Source organism: Pseudomonas sp. FSL R10-1339, assembly GCF_009600545.1.
Classification (GTDB): domain Bacteria; phylum Pseudomonadota; class Gammaproteobacteria; order Pseudomonadales; family Pseudomonadaceae; genus Aquipseudomonas; species Aquipseudomonas bubulae.
Map to the genome: position 1 here is coordinate 1 of NZ_WIVQ01000030.1, position 17,032 is coordinate 17,032.

Consider the following 17,032-nt stretch of genomic DNA (forward strand, 5'->3'; position numbering starts at 1 on the left):
GCGCTCCTGCGTCTCGGCGCCACTTTCGGCCAGGGGCGCGTAGCGTTTGACCTGTGCGGCGGCGTACTGCTCGTTGGCGCTTTCACCTTCCAGCTGCGCCTGCACCTGGGCAATGGACGCGCCGTGCTGCTCAAGCTCGGCTTCGCCCCGGGCAATATCGGCCTCGGCTGCGCGAATGGCCGCTTCGGATTTTTCCCGCGCCGCCTGATAAGTCCGCACATCGAGGCGCACCAGCGGCTGGCCGACGCTGACGGTCTGGTTGTCGCTGACATACACCTCGCTCACCGTACCTGCGATCTTGGCGGCTACGCTCAGGCTGTCGGCCTGCAGGTAGGCGTCGTTGGTGCTTTCGATAAAACGCCCCACATTCCACCAGTGTGCACCCCATATGGCAGCACCCAGCAGCGCGCCCAGGCCGAGAGCCCCCAGCGCCAGGGTTTTACCAGGCTGGCGTTTGGGCCTGATCTTGATCGATGGGTCTAGGGCCTGATGTGCGGTCATGGTGCTCTCAATTGTTATCGGTTGTAACAATTATTACGATCGGTAAAATTATGTCAATCGATATAAATTCAGGCACACTCCCGTCTTCATCGATCAAGGAGAAGCCCATGACCACGATTCACCGGCGCCGACCTGCCAGCGAAGGCGGCTATACGTGTGGGGATGAAACCAGTGCGCGGATTATCGAAGCGGCCCTCAACCTGTTTGGCGAGCGTGGCTACGAGGGCGCTTCGACCCGCGATATCGCCGAATTGGCGGGGGTTAATGCACCGGCGCTCAATTACTACTTCAAGAACAAGGAAGGGGTGTATAGCGCCTGCACCGAGTACATGGTGGAGCGGATCTGGGATTACCTGGCGCCGACCATCGAAGCGGCCCAGGCGCTGCTGGGCACGCGGCCGGACACCGAACAGCTGATCGACACCTTCTGCGCCATCCAGAGCAAGATTGCCGAATTCATGCTGGTGTCCAACCGGACCAACAGCTGGCGCAAGTTCTATGCGCGGGAGCAGGCGGGGCTGGGCCCCAGCGCCGGTGAAGAAATGATCAGCCAGCGTATAGGCCAGCGCATTATCGGCGTGACCAGCGGAATCATTTCGCGGCTGATGGGCCCGGATGCCAGTGATGAAGAATGCATCCTGCGCTCCATGACCCTGACCGGGCAGTTACTGCCGTTTCACCTGACCCGCACCAGCTCGCTGAAGTCACTGGGCTGGGACACACTGACGGCCGAGCGTTACGCCATGCTGATGGGCATTGTGCGCGAGCAGACCGTGACCCTGTTGCGCGGGTTGGTGCGCTAAGACCTGCGACTGTGGGAGCGAGCCTGCTCGCGAACGCCCTTCGCGAGCAGGCTCGCTCCCACTGGGCCGGCTACGGGTTTTCATTTATCCCCGGCCCTTCCAAGGCACCAGTTTGCGCTCCAGCCAGCGCATGCCCAGATCGAACAGCAGGGCCAGCGCTCCGATCACCAGAATGCCCATGATCACCACATCAGTGGCCATGAACTTGGACGCCGTCAGCACCATAAAGCCCAGCCCGGCCGTGGCCGCGACCATTTCGGCGGCCACCAGGGTGGTCCAGCCAAAGCCGATGGCGATGCGCATGCCGGTCAGAATTTCCGGCAGGGCTGCCGGCATGATCACCTGCCTGAGCACTTGCCCGCGGCTGGCGCCCATCGAATAGGCCGCGTGGATCTGCTCAATGGCCACCGACTTGACCCCGGCCCGGGCACTGAGTGCCAGCGGGGCAAACATCGCCAGGTAGATCAGAAGGATTTTTGAGCCTTCACCGATACCCATCCAGATCACCACCAACGGCAGATAGGCCAGCGGCGGCAGCGGGCGGTAAAACTCCACCAGCGGGTCGAACACGCCTCGGGCCACCCGATTGACGCCCATCAAAATACCCACCGGGATTGCCGTCAGCACCGCCAGCGCAAACGCGCCAAACACCCGCAGGGCACTCCAGCCGATATGTGTCCACAAGCTGGCATCGGCAAATCCGTCGCGGCTGACATCCACGATCTGCGTCCATACCGCCTGGGGCGAGGGCAAAAACAGCGGCTTGATCCAACCGCCATTGGTGGCGAAAAACCACAAGGCGAACACGACACAAATCGTGCCCAGGCTCAGCCCCATACTGGAGCCGTTGCCCGGTGCGCCATATTGCTCGCCCGGCTTTGCCGGCGCGGCGCGGCGCAGTTCATGGAGGGTGCGCAGCACGGCATTGCGTTGTTTTTCGTCCAAAAGGCTCATTACGCTGCCTCCTCGTCACCGTGGATGATGCTCAGGATCTGCTCGCGCAGGGCGATGAAATCGGGACTGGATTTTACGGCGCGAGCGTCGCGGCACTTCAGAAAGCGCTGGCCGAAATCCACCGAAAACTCGTGGGTGATACGCCCCGGGCGTGGCGACATGATGATCAGTCGGGTGGCCATAAACAGCGCTTCTTCAACGTCATGGGTGATAAAAAACATCATCTTTTGCGTGCGCTGCCAGATCTCCAGGATCAGTTCCTGCAAGCGTTCGCGGGTCAGGGCGTCCAGTGCGCCGAGGGGCTCGTCGAGCAGCAGCATCTTCGGGTCATTGGTCAGTGCGCGGGCAATCCCGACACGTTGCTGCATGCCGCCCGACAGCTGATAAGTGGCGTGATCGCGAAACTCCGCCAACCCGGTCAACTGCAAAAAATGCAGGGCACGTTCTTCGCGTTCGACCTTGGGGATACCGCGCAACTTGAGACCGAAGGCCACGTTGTCGATCACATTCAGCCACGGCAGCAGCGCATGTTTCTGGAACACCACACCGCGTTCTGCGCCGGGGCCGGTGACCTGGTCACGCAGCTCGGCGCCGTCGATGCGCTCGGGCACCTGGCCGTGATAGTCGCCCAGGGTAATTACCCCGCTGCTGGGCTGGATAAACCCGGCCATCAGGTTGAGCAGTGTGGTCTTGCCGCACCCTGAAGCACCCAGGGCGACGACAAAATCACCGGCGGCAATGTCCAGATTGACCCCGGACAGAGCCCTTACCGGCTGACCCTTTTGCTGCCCGGGGTAGAGCACCGACACATCATGAATTTTTAGGCTGAGGGGCATGGCGTGTTCCTCGTCAATTAACTTGATGCCCTGTGGGAGCGGGTTATTGGGCGTTTTGCACAAACGTCGGGTTGATCGCCGCGCTGTAGTCAGGCAGCAAGGCCGGGATTTTCTTTTGAGCTTTCAAGAACTCGGCGGTGGCGGCCAGTGCCTTGGCAGCGCCACCGCCCAGCCACGTCGGGCCGGCCTGTTCGCTGGCCAGCGGGAACTGGTACAGCGCCAGCACCGGTGGTACTTCTTCAGGTTTGGCCCCGGACTGCTTGGCCACGTTGATGACCTGCGACGAGTCGGCGGTCCAGGATTTTGGCGCCTTGACGTAACCCGCGGTGCTGTCTTGCAGCACCTGGGTGAACGCCTGCATGCCGGGGGCGTTGGCGGCAGCGAATTGTTTATCTACCACCAGGCCGTCGAAGGTGGCTTTGCCCCAGTCGGTCAGTTGGCCCGAAGTCAACAGCACATGGCCGCTTTGCTTGAGACGGCCCAGGGCCGGATCCCAGATAAACGCCGCGTCGATATCACCGCGCTCCCAGGCTGCGGGGATATCCGAAGGTTGCAGGTTGATAACCTTGACCTTGCCGGTCAGGCCGAACTGCTCAAGGGCAAACAACGCGTGAAAGTGGGTGGTGGAGACAAAGGGTACGGCGAGGGTTTTGCCGGCCAGGTCCTGTGGCGCGACGATACCGCTGCCATTGCGTACCACCAGCGCCTCGGCATCGGCAATGTTGTCCAGAATCCAGAACAATTGCGCATCCACACCGCGGCTCACGGCGGCGGCAATCGGGCTGCTGCCGGCGACCCCGATCTGCACATCGCCCGAGGCCATGGCCATCATCACGTCGCCGCCGCTGTCGAAGTTGCGCCACTGGATATCCCAGCCGGTGGCTTGCTCGAACTGCTTTTGCGCGATGGCGTCTTTCCAGGGCGCAAACATGCTTTGCACGCCGATGGTCACGGTCTGAGCGTGGGCAGTGGCTACCAGGCTCAGAGCGGTAAGGGGCAACAAGACGGTGCGACGGATCCATTTGTTCAGGGGCTTGAGCATGGTGAGACTCCGGGCTGGGGGATGTCTGTGTTTTTGTCAGCCCGATCTTAGGCGCTGGCTCGGCGCTTGCTTTAGATCCAGTTGCTGCAAGCTGTGGTGCCAGAGGTCGTTGCAGGCCTTGTGTGGCAAGGGTTGTAGCGCATTGGGTGCGCCATGACGGGGCGCCGGGCCAGGAGCTTGAACCATGTTGGAGCGTTATTTTCGACCCTTCGAAGCTGGCCGGGGCTTACAGGAGCAACTGCGCGAGAGCTTGCTCAGCGCGATTCTGGACGGTGCCATGCCGCCCGGTGAGCCGATGCCGTCATCGCGCAAGCTATGTGAGCTGCTCAACGTGTCGCGTAATACTGTGGTGCTGGTGTATGAGCAGTTGGTGCAGGATGGTTATCTGATCCCATCGGACCGGCGCGGTTTCTTTATCAACGAGAAGTACCTGCGCCAGCAGCTCAATGTCAGCCTCAAACCCGCCACGCAAAAAATCTTCGAGCGCCCCGACCATGCACCGGACTGGGAGGCGCGCCTGCAAAGCAGTTCGTCGCAGTTGCGGGCCATTGTCAAGCCGCGCAACTGGCGTGAGTATCGCTACCCGTTCGTCTATGGTCAGGTCGAGGCGGATGAGCAAACCGCTGCCCGCTGGCGCGACTGTTCGCGCATCGCCAGCACCGGCGCACATATGCGCAGTTGGGTCGATGATCAAGTGATGCTCGACGATCCGTTGTTGGTCGAACAGATCGTCCAGCGTGTGTTGCCCAAACGCGGGATCAGCGTGTCGACGCAGGAAGTGATGATCACCATCGGCACGCAGAATTCGCTGTATATGCTCGCCCGGCTGCTGGGCCGCCCGGGGCTGGTGATGGGGCTGGAGGATCCGGGCTATGTGGACGCGCGCAATATTTTCAGCCTGAGTGGCTGCGCGTTGAAACCGCTGCGCATTGATCGCCAGGGGCTGGTGGTCAATGAGCAACTGGCCGACTGCGAGATGGTGTTTTGCACGCCCAGCCATCAGTCGCCCACTGGCGTGACCATGCCGCTGTACCGACGCCTGGAGCTGATGGCCAGTGCCCGTGAAAATGACTTGTTGATCATTGAGGACGATTACGAAAACGAACAGAATTTTTTGGGCAGCAACCATCCGGCTTTGAAGAGTTTTGATGACAGCGGACGGGTGATCTATCTGGGCAGCTTGACCAAAAGCCTGCTGCCGGGGGTACGGTTGGGATTTATTGCCGCGGATGCCGAGCTGATCCATGAACTGCGGGCGCTGCGCCGTTACATCTACCGGCATCCGCCGTCGAACAACCAGCGTACGTTGGCGCTGTTTTTATCGATGGGCCATTACGATGCCCATGCCCGGCGGTTGCGCGATCGGCTGGCGCGCAAGTGGCGGGTGATCAGCCGGGCCATGGCCGAGCATTTGCCGCAACTCAATGCCAGCGGCATGGCGGGGGGCTCGTCGCTGTGGGTCAGTTGCCCGCCGGATGTGGATGCCTGGGTGTTGCAGCGGCTGGTGGCCAGGCGTGGTGTGTTGATTGAGCCGGGGGATATTCATTATTTGAGCGAGCCGCGCCCGCTCAACTGCTTTCGGCTGGGCTTCGGGGCGATTGCCGAAGATCTGATCGAGCCGGGGATTGCGGCGCTGGGTGAAGCGTGGCGCGAGCTGAAAGCCCCTCACCCCAGCCCTCTCCCAGAGGGAGAGGGCTAGGGTGAGGGACTTGCTTTAGCCTTACAAAATCTCCCGCCCCAACGTCTCTCTCAACACTTCAAACATCGCATCCAAATCCGCCCGCCCAGTCACCAGCGCCGGGGCAAAGATGATCGCATCCCCGGTCGTTTTAACATGCAGCCCGGCGTCATACAGCGCCCTCTGCACCCGCGCACCTTTGGCTCCCGGCGCATCCCCCGGCGTCAGCTGTATTCCGCTGAGCAACCCATAACCGCGCAAGTCGCTGACTTGTGGCAGGCCTTGCAACCCGCTCAGGCACTCCAGAAAATACGGCGCCAGTTGCGCGCCCTTGGCAAACAAATCCTCATCCCGGTAAATATCCAGCGAAGCTAGCGCTGCCGCACAGGCCACCGGGTGCCCGGAGTAGGTATAACCGTGGAACAGTTCCGGGCCGCCACCTTTGCTGGCATTGATCACTGTGTCGTAAACCGCCTCGTCCACCGCCACGGCACCCATCGGGATTGCGCCATTGGTCAGGGCCTTGGCCAGGGTGATGAGGTCCGGCTTCACCTCAAAGCTCTGTGCTGCAAACGCCTGGCCGGTGCGGCCAAAACCTGTGATGACTTCATCGAACACCAGCAAAATCCCATGTTTGTCACAGATGTCGCGCAGGCGCTTGAGGTAGCCCACAGGCGGCACATACACGCCGATGGAACCGGCAATCGGCTCCACAAAGCAGGCAGCAATGCTGTCGCCGCCATGCATGGCGATGATCCGCTCCAGGTCGCTGGCCAAGTCGGCGCCCTGCTGCGGTTCGCCCAACTGAAAGCGCTGGTCCTCTTGCCAGGTGTGACGCATATGGCTGACGTGGGGCAGGCCGCCGGTGGCGAAGGCCTGGCGGTTGCGCATCATCCCCGACAGGGCCACGCCGCCAAAGTTGACGCCGTGATAAGCCCACTCGCGGGACACAAACCGGGTGCGCTGGGCTTCGCCGCGGGCACGGTGATAGGCCAGGGCAATTTTCATCGCGCTGTCCACCGACTCGGAGCCGGAGTTGGTGAAAAACAGTTTGTTCAGGCCAGCAGGCAACAAGTCGCTCAAGCGTTCCGCCAGCTCGAAAGACAACGGCGAAGCCCGTTGAAAGTGCGGGGTGAAATCCAGGTTCAGCAATTGCTTGCACACCGCCTCGGCGATCTCGGTACGGCCATGGCCGGCAGCGCTGCAAAACAACCCGGAGCTGCCATCGAGCAGTTCGCGGCCCTCGGCATTCCAGTAACGAACGCCCTCGGCGCGGACGAACAACTGCGGTGCGCGGTGAAACTCACGGTTGTCGGTAAAAGGCATCCATTGGTGGTTCAGATTCGTCGCCATGCATGTCACTCCTGAGGGTCGGTCCGGTGCGGCCAGTTGCTCGCAGACTAGTCACGGCCGGGGGCAATCCTTAGATCCAGATGGGGTTTTCGATAGGGCCAGTTCTGGCCCCATCGAAAGCCCCGACTGGATCTAAGCCCCGGGGCGCGCGGCTGACTACAGTGGCGCCATTGAGCACCCTGGAGCAGCGTATGAACCCTGAAGCAAGTTGGGCCCTGAGTGCGCTGTGCGTACTGGTGGCGGCTGTGGTGCGCGGGCTCACGGGGTTTGGTTTTGCGGCCATTGCCGTGGTTGGGCTGGCGATGCTCGGGTCGCTGCAACAGGCGGTGCCGCTGGTGCTGTTTTTGGAAGTGGGGTCCAGCGTGATGCTGTTGCGCAGTGCCTGGCGCGAGGCGCATTACCCGCTGCTCAAACGCCTGCTGCTGGCGGCCGCGTGTGGAGTGCCGTGCGGTATCTGGTTGCTGACGGGTATCGACAGCGGTGGGCTGACAGTGGGGGTCTACCTGTTGGTGGGGCTACTGGCGATTCTGGGTCTGGCGCGTATTCGCCTGCCGATGGGCGAGGGTCGCGCCGGTGCCTGGCTGGTGGGGGGCAGCAGCGGGGCGTTGATCGCCGCATTCAGTATTGGCGGGCCGCTGGTAGTGGCGTGGCTCAGCCACTGCGGGTTGCGGGCCCGGGCGTTGCGAGCGACGCTGATCATGTTCTTTTTTGCCGTCGATCTTGCGGCGCTGGCCGGGCTGGCGGTGGTTTTGGCCATCCCCCCCGGCACAGGCCGGCAGGCATTGCTGATGCTGCCTGCGCTGCTGCTGGGGCTGTGGCTGGGGCAACAATTGTTCGCGCGTATCCAGGCCGAACAGGCCGCCCGTTTTACCCAATGGCTATTGCTGGTGCTGGCAGGCGTTGGTCTGCTGGGCCGGTCGTGGTCCTGATCGATCCCAAGGAGCTGTCTATGATGCCGACTGTTTTTATTACCGGTGCCACGTCCGGTTTTGGCGAAGCCTGTGCCCGTCGTTTTGCTGCCGCAGGCTGGTCGCTGGTGCTTACCGGTCGCCGGGCCGAGCGCCTGCATGCACTGGCTGACGAGCTGTGTGCGCAAGCCAGAATCTTGCCGCTGGTGGTGGACGTGCGTGACCGTGTCGCGATGGAGCAGGCCATTGAACATCTGCCTGCGGAATTCAGCAGGTTACGCGGGCTGATCAATAATGCCGGGCTGGCCTTGGGCACCGCGCCAGCCCCCGAGTGCTCGCTGGATGACTGGGAGACCATGGTCGACACCAATATCAAGGGCCTGCTGTACAGCACGCGCTTGCTGCTGCCACGGTTGATCGCTCACGGTGCCGGGGCAGGCATCGTCAATCTGGGGTCTATTGCCGGTAACTGGCCGTACCCTGGCAGTCATGTGTATGGCGCGAGCAAAGCCTTTGTGCGGCAGTTCTCATTGAACCTGCGCTGTGACCTGCAGGGTACCGGCGTGCGCGTCACCAACCTTGAACCTGGCCTGTGCGAGAGCGAGTTTTCGCTGGTGCGCTTTGCCGGGGACAAGGCCAAATATGATTCGGTCTACGCCGGCGCCCAGGCGATTCAGCCAGCGGACATAGCCGAAACGATTTTCTGGATTCTCAACCAGCCGGCGCACATCAATATCAACAGCCTTGAGTTGATGCCTGTGAGCCAGTCGTGGAACAACTTTGCGATTGAGCGGGCTTGAGCCCGGCTTTCCAGGGCGTGTACTCGACGCGATAAAACGCGCTGCTCATGCCCTGGGTGTTGGGCACAAAGCCCGGCATGGCGCTCAAGTCCAGTTGCTTGCAGCGCTGAACCAGTCCTGCAAGTAACCCATCGTCATGCCTGAACTCAGAAGGGCGCATGGCGTGCGGATCAAGGCTGGCGGCACATTCGCGCACCTGGCCGGTGCTGTCAGTCATCATCATCAGCGTGGCGACACCAATGCTGTCGATGGGCATCGGCGCGAGCAGTTGCTTGAACAAAAAGTCGTTTTGCGCCTTGTCCTGCAAGGCCGCATCGCGCCGTGCCCGGGTCTCGGGGGAAAGCCCAACCAATGGATACACCAGAATTGGCGCCACGACCCTTGCCGTCTTGCTCTTGGGGTCGATCAGTGACGAGGGCAGCTCGGGGAACACCGCTGTCCAGCAGATAGACCGCAGGTCCAGGGCCAGCTTGCGATTGTAGGGGTAAACCCTGGCATCCACTTTCTTGTTGGGTTGAGTGCCGCAGCCAATGATGCGGTTCTTGTCATCGAGGGTCAGCATCAGATTGAAACTGCCATCGCGCCCTTGGGTATTAGCCAGGTCGCCCTCACGGGCGAGCACACTGCTGATCAGTTTTTCATACACACCGCGTTGTACCGCCTGCTCCTTTTCCTGGGCTTGGGTGAGCTTGGGCGGGCTATCGGGGTCAATGGTCGCTGACTGGCAACCTGCAAGCAGCACCGCTGTCAGGGCGAGGGGGAAAGAGGGTTTGAACATGACGATCCTTGTGCGAGAGGCTAGCCGGTGGAGTCCTTGCCGTTTTTTAAACGGCGGGCAGTTTATCGCATTCAAGGTGTTTATTGCAGTTGGGTTGTATTCGCGTTAGCGCAGGGGCTGCGCTTTACCACACAGCGCAACAGCCCCCTACTTTACCCTTGCGGATGCCAGCCCAACTGACTTGAAACCTGCTGCGAGGCTTCCATCAGTTGTTTGACGTAGTCCTGTTTCAGTTCCTCACGAAAGCGAAAGCACGGGAAGGATACGCTCATGCCGCCAATCACATGGCCGAAACGGTCGCGGATGGGGGCTGATAAACAACGCATGTTGTCTTCAAATTCTTCATGGTCTTCGCCATAACCCTGCTGGCGTACCACAGCCAGTTCCTGCAGGTATTCGTCGATGCTGGTGAGGGTGTTGGCGGTACGCCGCTCGAAGCTCTCTTCGCGCAAATGTGCCAGCAACTCATCCTCTTTCAGCCAGGCCATCAGCACCTTTCCGATGCCGGTGCAGTACAGCGGCGCCCGACGGCCGATACGCGAATACATGCGCAGGTTGTATTTGGAGTCGATCTTGTGCACGTAGACGATGCTGCCTTCGTCGAGGATGCCCAGGTGCACGGTTTCCCCGGTCAGTTCGTTGATCCGGCGCATCCCCGGCTCGGCTTCGCGCACGATATCCAGATGGGGCAGGGCCTGGGCACCCAGTTCGAACAACCGCACGCTCAGGCGGTAGCGGTCTTCAGCATCCTGAACCACATAACCACGGGCCTTGAGCGACTGCAAAAAGCGATAGACCGTGCTTTTTGACATATCCAGTTTTTGCGCGATTTCGGACACGCCACTCTCTTCCGGGTGCTCGGCCAGCGCTTCAAGCACGGCCATGGTGCGGCCGACTGCAGAGACCAGTTCATTGTTCTGGGTGGTGCTGTTGTCCATGAAGGCTCCAACGCAAATGAAAAAAACAAGGATATACCGTAGGGAAACGAAACGCTGTTTCATTTTTCTTGACGGTGCGGGGATTTTGATTAAACTCGCCCTCAAGCAATGAAATGAAACGCCGTTCCGAAAATAATAATCAGCTCGATGCAAGGACACGACCCGTGCCTGTATCGACGCCAAGCGACCCATAAAAACAAGGCGCGAAGTGATGACGGTAACCCTCGGGCATTGCCCACAGGCCGATTTGCCCCACCCCCGACGAGTCGCTCTGGTGGGCGAGTGCATGATTGAGATGCGCGGTCTGCCAGGAGCGCTTTTCAGCCAGACCTTTGGCGGCGATACGCTCAATGCAGCGGTCTATCTGTCACGTCTGGGGGCTGGCAACGGTATTGTTGCCGACTATGTAACCGCCATCGGCGCAGACGCTTTCAGCGTTGCCATGCGCCAGCTCTGGCGTGATGAGGGTGTCGGCGATCAGCATGTGCGAGTGATCAAGGACGCGCTGCCCGGTTTGTATTTCATCCAGACCGATGACCAGGGTGAGCGCCGCTTTGCCTACTGGCGCGGAGAAGCCGCCGCCCGACGGGTTTTCGACGGACCAGAAGCCGATGACGTACTGCGCGCCCTGGCCGACTACGACTATGTGTACCTGAGCGGCATCAGCCTGGCGATCCTCACCGCCGGCGGCCGCGAGCGCCTGATGCAGGCCCTGGGCCAAGCGCGCCAGAGCGGCACGCGCATTGTCTTTGACAACAACTACCGCCCACACCTGTGGCCAGATGCGTCTTCTGCACGCAAGGCGTACAGCGACATGCTGCGCCTGACCGATCTGGCGCTGATCACCTGGGAAGACGATGCTGCGTTGTTCGGCTATGCCGATCCCGAAGCCCTGTTTGGCGCCTATGCCCGGTTTGGTGTGGGCGAAGTGGCTCTCAAGCGTGGCCCGGCTTCGTGCCTTATCCAGTGCCCGATCGGGCGTTTCGAGGTGCCCGCCGAACAGGTGCGGCAGATCGTCGATACCACGGCGGCAGGTGACTCTTTCAGTGCTGCGTACCTTGCCTGCCGCTTGCAAGGCGGTGAGCCGCAACAGGCTGCGCGCTGGGGGCACACGCTGGCCGCAGAAGTGGTGCAGCATCCCGGCGCGCTGATTCCCGCAGCGGCCATGCCAAGCCTGAACATGCCTGTATTTTCTTCTGTCGCCGAGGCCTGAACCGATGAAAATTGTTGAAGCACGCGTGATTGTCACCTGTCCGGGTCGCAACCTGATCACCCTGAAAATCGTCACTGACGAGGGGGTCTACGGCATTGGCGATGCGACTTTGAACGGCCGCGAAATGGCGGTTGTCGCCTACCTCGAAGAACACGTGCTGCCCGCGTTGATCGGACGTGATGCGCGACGTATCGAAGACATCTGGCAGTACCTTTACCGCGGTGCCTACTGGCGTCGTGGCCCTGTGACCATGACCGCCATTGCCGCCGTTGACGTGGCACTGTGGGACATCAAGGCCAAGGCAGCCAACATGCCCCTGTACCAGCTGCTCGGCGGCAAAAGCCGCGAGCGGGTAATGGTGTACGGGCATGCCACGGGCAAGGACATCGAAGGCTGCCTGGCCGAAGTGGCCCGTCATGTGGAACTGGGCTACAAGGCGGTACGTGTGCAATGCGGCATTCCGGGCATTGCCACCACCTATGGCGTGGCCAAGCGCAGTGGCGAACGCTATGAACCGGCCGACAGCGACCTGCCAGCAGAGCATGTCTGGGACACCGCCAAGTACCTCAATCATGTACCCAAGCTGTTTGCCGCCGTGCGCGAGCGCTTTGGCGATGACCTGCACATCCTGCATGACGTTCACCACCGCCTGACACCGATCGAAGCGGGGCGCCTGGGCAAGGCTGTGGAGCCTTTCAACCTGTTCTGGCTGGAAGACTGCACCCCGGCAGAAAACCAGGAGGCATTTCGACTTATCCGCCAGCACACCACAACCCCGCTGGCGGTGGGTGAAGTGTTCAACTCTATTCACGACTGCCGCGAGCTGATTCAGGAACAACTGATCGACTATATCCGCGCCACCCTGGTTCACGCGGGCGGTATTACCCATGTACGGCGGATCGCCGACTTTGCCGCGTTGTACCAGGTGCGCACCGGCTTTCATGGCGCCACCGACCTGTCGCCGGTGACCATGGGCGCGGCGCTGCATTTCGATACCTGGGTGCCCAACTTCGGCATTCAGGAGCACATGCCCCACGACCCGCTGACTGATGACGTCTTCCCCCATGCCTATCGCTTTGAGGACGGCCATTTCACCCCGGGTGAAACCCCGGGCCATGGCGTCGACATCAACGAAGAACTGGCTGCCAGGTACCCCTACAAGCGCGCCAGCCTGCCGGTCAACCGCCTGGAAGATGGCACGCTCTGGCACTGGTAATACCGCTTAAAGCTGATTGCTCGACTGTTTAATAACTATAAAAAACGGGGCGTCATGTCCTGGCAGGAGTTACCCGATGAAAGCGTTTCAAGTAAGAGCTCCCTTTGAATTCGGCCTGGCCCAGGTCGATGTCCCGCAACTGTCTCGCAGTGAAGTCAGGGTCGACGTCGCCTATGCCGGAATCTGCGGTTCGGACCTGCACATCATTCACGGGCAAAACCCCTTTGTGCGCTTCCCTCGGATTACCGGCCATGAGTTTTCCGGAGTGGTCAGCGAAGTGGGTGCAGACGTTGCGCAGATCAAGGTCGGCGACCGTGTGTGCATCGACCCGGTGATCAGCTGCGGTACCTGCTACCCGTGCCGCATCAATCGGCCCAATGTGTGCACCCAACTGCAAGTGATCGGTGTGCACCGTGACGGTGGTTTCAGTGAGCAAGTCTGCGTGCCTGCGAGCAATGTTTATCGCCTGCCGGACACTATGTCGCTGAGCCATGCCGCGCTGGTGGAACCGTACTCCATTGCCCTTAACGTGCTGGATCGCATGCAGCCGCACCCCGGCGACAGCCTGCTGATCTACGGCGCCGGGGTGATCGGCCTGACCCTGGTGCAAATGGCCCGGGCATTGGGGCTGACCGACATTACCGTGACTGACGTGATTGACGAGCGCCTGCAAACCGCCCGCGCCCTGGGCGCCAGCCGCACCCTCAACGGCAAGGAGGTGGATGTCGAGGCGACGATGCGCGAGTTGACCCATGGCGAAGGCGTGCCACTGATTGTCGATGCTGCCTGCATCCCGGCGCTGATGCCGCAAATGGTGCGTATTGCCTCACCGGCCGGCCGTATCGGCCTGCTGGGTTTCAGCACCACGCCCACCGATCTGGTGCAGCTGGAAATGATCAAGAAAGAACTGACCCTGGTGGGATCGCGGCTCAACAACCGCAAGTTCGCGCGGGTGATTGAACTGATTGCCAGCGGCAAGTTGCAGGTTCAGGAAATGATCAGCCACCGCATCCAGTTCGATGAAATGCCGGAAGCGATTGCCCTGATCGAAAACCACCCCGAGCAGACCCGCAAGGTGCTGGTGCAACTCAACAGCGCCCTGTAGCCGTTCAGAAGCGCAGCCGCGCTGCGCTTCCGGCGGCTACAGGTCAGGCGTTACGGCTTTCGGCGTCAAGGATTCAACCGATACACGTGCCCCCAGCGGGCACCCTCACCGAATACAAAAACAAGCGGGAGGTTCCAATGTTTGGTCAAGGTCGTACCTTAGTCATCATCATGCTGTTCCTGGCAGGCGTTATTAACTACCTGGATCGCTCGGCATTGTCTGTGGCCGCCCCCTTCATCCAGAAAGACTACGGTCTGACCACGGGTGAGATGGGCATGATTTTCAGCAGTTTTTTCGTCGGCTATGCGGCATTCAACTTTATCGGCGGCTGGGCTGCTGACCGCTACGGGGCGAAAACCACACTGCTGCTGGCCATGGTGCTGTGGTCGTTGTTCAGCGGTCTGACGGTATTGACCGTCGGCTTTATGTCGCTGGTGTTTATCCGCATCCTGTTCGGCATGGGTGAAGGCCCGTTGAGCGTGACCACCAGCAAGATGGTCAACAACTGGTACACCCCCAAGCAACGGGCACGGGCGCTGGGTTCCTCCATGTCCGGCACCCCGTTGGGTGGGGCTATTTCCGGACCGGTAGTGGGCTTTATCGCCATCAGCTACGGCTGGAAGGTGTCGTTCATCATCATGCTGATTGGCCTGGTGTGGGCGGCGGTCTGGTACAAATTCGTCAATGACAAGCCCACCGGCAAGGTTGCCGAAGAGATTGCGCAAGGCGAAGGCCAGAGCGAGATGGCGGCGCAGCCGGTGCACCCGCTGCGTTACTACCTCAAGCAGCCGACCGTGCTGTTCACCTCGCTGGCGTTCTTTTCGTACAACTACACACTGTTCTTCTTTCTGACCTGGTTCCCCAGCTACCTGACGATGGCCCACGGCCTCAACGTTAAAGAGATGAGTATCGCCACGGTCATTCCATGGTTGCTGGGCTTCCTCGGTTTGGCACTGGGCGGTTTCATTTCCGACTTCGTGTTCAAGAAAACCGGGCGGATGATGTTTTCACGCAAAGTGGTACTGGTGACCTGTCTGCTGGCCTGTGCCGTGTGCATCGGCCTTGCCGGGCTCGTCACCACCCTGTACCCGGCCGTGATTCTGGTGGCCCTGGCGGTGTTCTTTCTGTACCTCACCGGTGCCATTTACTGGGCAATCATCCAGGACACGGTACCTGCTGCCCGCGTCGGCGGAGTCAGTGGCTTCATGCATTTTCTGGCCAACACCTCGGGCATTATCGGTCCGACCCTGACCGGCTTCCTGGTGCAGTTCACCGGTTCGTTCACCAGCGCCTTCCTGTTGGCCGGTGTGCTGACCATCATCGGTGCAGTATGTGTAGCGCGCTATGTCAAACCACTGCCGGTGATCGATGAAGCCGTACCACCAGCAGGCAGCGTCTTGCCGGCTGCCGCCCTGAGCCATCCTTGAGGAGCCTGTCGATGCCTGTGATTCAACCAGTACCCGCAGTGGCCGCAGCAGCTGAAATCGGGATCGTGCATCTGGGCCTGGGGGCGTTTCATCGTGCTCACCAGGCGGTCTATCTGCAACGCCATCACAACCGTCACGGTGAGGGTCCGTGGGGCTTGTGCAGCGCCAACCTGCGTTCCAACCGGACCCTGGTAGAGCAGTTGCGCGAGCAGCAATGCCGTTACTCGGTGGCCGAGTATCGTGACCGCGAGCAGGTGACGTTGCGCGAGGTCACGGTATTGCGTGAGGCCCTGTACGCCGGTGATGGCGGCGCGGAACTGGAGCAGCTGTTGCAGCGCATGGCCGATCCGCAGACACGGATTGTGACCCTGACGGTTACCGAAAAAGGTTATTGCCTGAGCCCGGCCACTGGCCAGTTACGCCTGCAAGACCCGGGTGTTATCCACGATCTTGCCCACCCGCAAGCACCACGTACGGCACCGGGGATTGTGCTGGAGGCCCTGCGCCGCCGGTTCCAGGCGGGTATCCCGGCCTTTACCGTACTGTGCTGCGACAACATGCCGGACAACGGCCAGCGCACCCGTCAGGCGGTCATGGGGTTGGCGGTTAAAGGCAGTGAGCTGGCGCTTTGGATCGGGCAGCACGTGGCATTCCCCGGTTGTATGGTCGACCGCATTGTTCCGGCCATGGATGCGCAAGCGTTCAGCGACCTGCAGCAGCTTGGCTGCCAGGACCCCGCGGCAGTGGTGTGTGAAAGCTTCAGCCAGTGGGTGATCGAGGATCACTTCCCCCAGGGGCGCCCGGACTGGGAGCTGGACGGCGTGCAGATGGTCGCGGATGTACGGCCGTTCGAGACCATGAAGCTGCGCATGCTCAACGGCAGCCATTCGCTGCTGGCCTATATCGGTTTGCTGGCGGGCCACGAGACGGTATTCGAGGCCATCAGCGATCCTGATTTGCTGTTGTTTATCCAGCGCTATATGGCCCAAGAGGCCGCACCGACGCTGGATATGCCGGCGCAGATCGACGTAACGAGTTATGGCCGTGACCTGTGCGCGCGGTTTGCCAATGACAGCCTGCAACACCGGTTGCGCCAGATCGCCATGGATGGTTCGCAAAAACTGCCGCAGCGCTGGCTCCAGGGTGCACAGGCACTGCTTGAAGCGGGGCGCGACGTTGACTGTATCGCGCTGGGGGTTGCAGCCTGGATTCACTACTGCACCCGGCCTTTGCCGGGCCGTGAAGCCCATGTGGTCGATGACCCGCTAAGCGCCACGTTTGCCGATCTGGCGGGCAGCCTTGACGGGGCACAGCGCGTCGATGCCTTTCTCGATCTGGAGCAGGTATTCCCGCTCGCGCTGTCGGCGCGGCCGGCCTTTCGCGATGCGGTGCAGCGCGCTTACAGCGCCATTGAGCAGGCCGGTATGACGGCTCAGCTAAAAACTTTTGCAGCACATAACTAACAAGAAGGGAGATAGAC

At 60.9% G+C, this 17,032-nt stretch carries 16 protein-coding genes; 9 read left to right on the forward strand and 7 right to left on the reverse strand.

What is annotated here, in order from left to right:
* The coding region (locus tag GHO03_RS11480; RefSeq protein WP_153399840.1) for an HlyD family secretion protein at positions 1 to 501 on the reverse strand (501 nt) is incomplete at its 3' end.
* A gap of 107 nt (positions 502 to 608) precedes the next feature.
* Here GHO03_RS11480 and GHO03_RS11485 point away from each other — a divergent pair.
* Positions 609 to 1,304, forward strand: a complete 696-nt coding sequence (locus GHO03_RS11485) for a CerR family C-terminal domain-containing protein (protein ID WP_095001503.1) — start codon at positions 609 to 611, stop codon at positions 1,302 to 1,304.
* Positions 1,305 to 1,388: 84 nt separating this feature from the next.
* Here the strand turns inward: GHO03_RS11485 and GHO03_RS11490 are convergent, their stop codons facing one another.
* From GHO03_RS11490 to tauA, 3 genes are read right to left on the reverse strand one after another with little or no spacing between them, the layout of a single operon-like run.
* Positions 1,389 to 2,258, reverse strand: a complete 870-nt coding sequence (locus tag GHO03_RS11490) for an ABC transporter permease subunit (protein WP_095018315.1) — start codon at positions 2,256 to 2,258, stop codon at positions 1,389 to 1,391.
* Positions 2,258 to 3,094, reverse strand: a complete 837-nt coding sequence (locus GHO03_RS11495; protein ID WP_095001501.1) for a taurine ABC transporter ATP-binding protein — start codon at positions 3,092 to 3,094, stop codon at positions 2,258 to 2,260. Before GHO03_RS11495 ends, GHO03_RS11490 begins: the two co-directional genes overlap by 1 nt.
* Before the next feature lie 43 nt (positions 3,095 to 3,137).
* Positions 3,138 to 4,136 (reverse strand): taurine ABC transporter substrate-binding protein, encoded by a 999-nt coding sequence (tauA, locus tag GHO03_RS11500; RefSeq protein WP_153399842.1) that lies wholly within the window; start codon positions 4,134 to 4,136, stop codon positions 3,138 to 3,140.
* Positions 4,137 to 4,320: 184 nt separating this feature from the next.
* On the opposite strand from tauA, the gene GHO03_RS11505 reads away from it, so the two are divergent.
* Entirely contained in the window at positions 4,321 to 5,835 is a 1,515-nt protein-coding gene (locus GHO03_RS11505; RefSeq protein WP_133144801.1) for a PLP-dependent aminotransferase family protein, read from the forward strand.
* Between the two features lie 21 nt (positions 5,836 to 5,856).
* On the opposite strand, the gene GHO03_RS11510 is transcribed toward GHO03_RS11505, so the two are convergent.
* Positions 5,857 to 7,167 carry an aminotransferase class III-fold pyridoxal phosphate-dependent enzyme gene (locus tag GHO03_RS11510; protein ID WP_095020358.1) on the reverse strand — a complete coding sequence of 437 codons (1,311 nt, stop codon included), beginning with the start codon at positions 7,165 to 7,167 and terminating at the stop codon, positions 5,857 to 5,859.
* Between the two features lie 191 nt (positions 7,168 to 7,358).
* On the opposite strand from GHO03_RS11510, the gene GHO03_RS11515 reads away from it, so the two are divergent.
* Both GHO03_RS11515 and GHO03_RS11520 read left to right on the forward strand, forming a co-directional pair.
* Positions 7,359 to 8,096, forward strand: coding sequence for a sulfite exporter TauE/SafE family protein (locus tag GHO03_RS11515; protein WP_153399844.1), 738 nt, complete (start codon positions 7,359 to 7,361; stop codon positions 8,094 to 8,096).
* A 20-nt stretch (positions 8,097 to 8,116) separates the two neighbouring features.
* A complete protein-coding gene (locus GHO03_RS11520; RefSeq protein WP_095024028.1) occupies positions 8,117 to 8,875 on the forward strand; it encodes an SDR family oxidoreductase in 759 nt (252 codons plus the stop codon).
* Here GHO03_RS11520 and GHO03_RS11525 read toward each other — a convergent pair.
* The gene (locus GHO03_RS11525; protein ID WP_133144802.1) at positions 8,811 to 9,653 is read right to left on the reverse strand and encodes a hypothetical protein; all 843 of its coding nucleotides are present in this window, start codon (positions 9,651 to 9,653) and stop codon (positions 8,811 to 8,813) included. The two genes, GHO03_RS11520 and GHO03_RS11525, sit on opposite strands and share 65 nt — an antisense overlap.
* Positions 9,654 to 9,805: 152 nt before the next feature.
* Positions 9,806 to 10,591 (reverse strand): DNA-binding transcriptional regulator KdgR, encoded by a 786-nt coding sequence (gene kdgR, locus GHO03_RS11530; RefSeq protein ID WP_095018322.1) that lies wholly within the window; start codon positions 10,589 to 10,591, stop codon positions 9,806 to 9,808.
* A gap of 211 nt (positions 10,592 to 10,802) precedes the next feature.
* On the opposite strand from kdgR, the gene GHO03_RS11535 reads away from it, so the two are divergent.
* From GHO03_RS11535 to GHO03_RS11555, 5 genes are all read left to right on the forward strand, one after another.
* Complete coding sequence (locus GHO03_RS11535; RefSeq protein ID WP_133144803.1) at positions 10,803 to 11,804, forward strand: sugar kinase; 1,002 nt, start codon at positions 10,803 to 10,805, stop codon at positions 11,802 to 11,804.
* A gap of 4 nt (positions 11,805 to 11,808) precedes the next feature.
* Complete coding sequence (gene manD / locus GHO03_RS11540) at positions 11,809 to 13,020, forward strand: D-mannonate dehydratase ManD (RefSeq protein ID WP_095001487.1); 1,212 nt, start codon at positions 11,809 to 11,811, stop codon at positions 13,018 to 13,020.
* Positions 13,021 to 13,096: 76 nt separating this feature from the next.
* Complete coding sequence (locus GHO03_RS11545) at positions 13,097 to 14,125, forward strand: Zn-dependent oxidoreductase (protein ID WP_153399846.1); 1,029 nt, start codon at positions 13,097 to 13,099, stop codon at positions 14,123 to 14,125.
* Positions 14,126 to 14,262: 137 nt separating this feature from the next.
* On the forward strand, positions 14,263 to 15,552 hold the full coding sequence (locus GHO03_RS11550; protein ID WP_153399848.1) for an MFS transporter: 1,290 nt from the start codon (positions 14,263 to 14,265) through the stop codon (positions 15,550 to 15,552).
* An 11-nt stretch (positions 15,553 to 15,563) separates the two neighbouring features.
* Positions 15,564 to 17,015: a mannitol dehydrogenase family protein gene (locus GHO03_RS11555; RefSeq protein WP_153399850.1), complete on the forward strand. Its 1,452-nt coding sequence runs from the start codon at positions 15,564 to 15,566 to the stop codon at positions 17,013 to 17,015.
* Positions 17,016 to 17,032 lie beyond the last annotated feature (17 nt).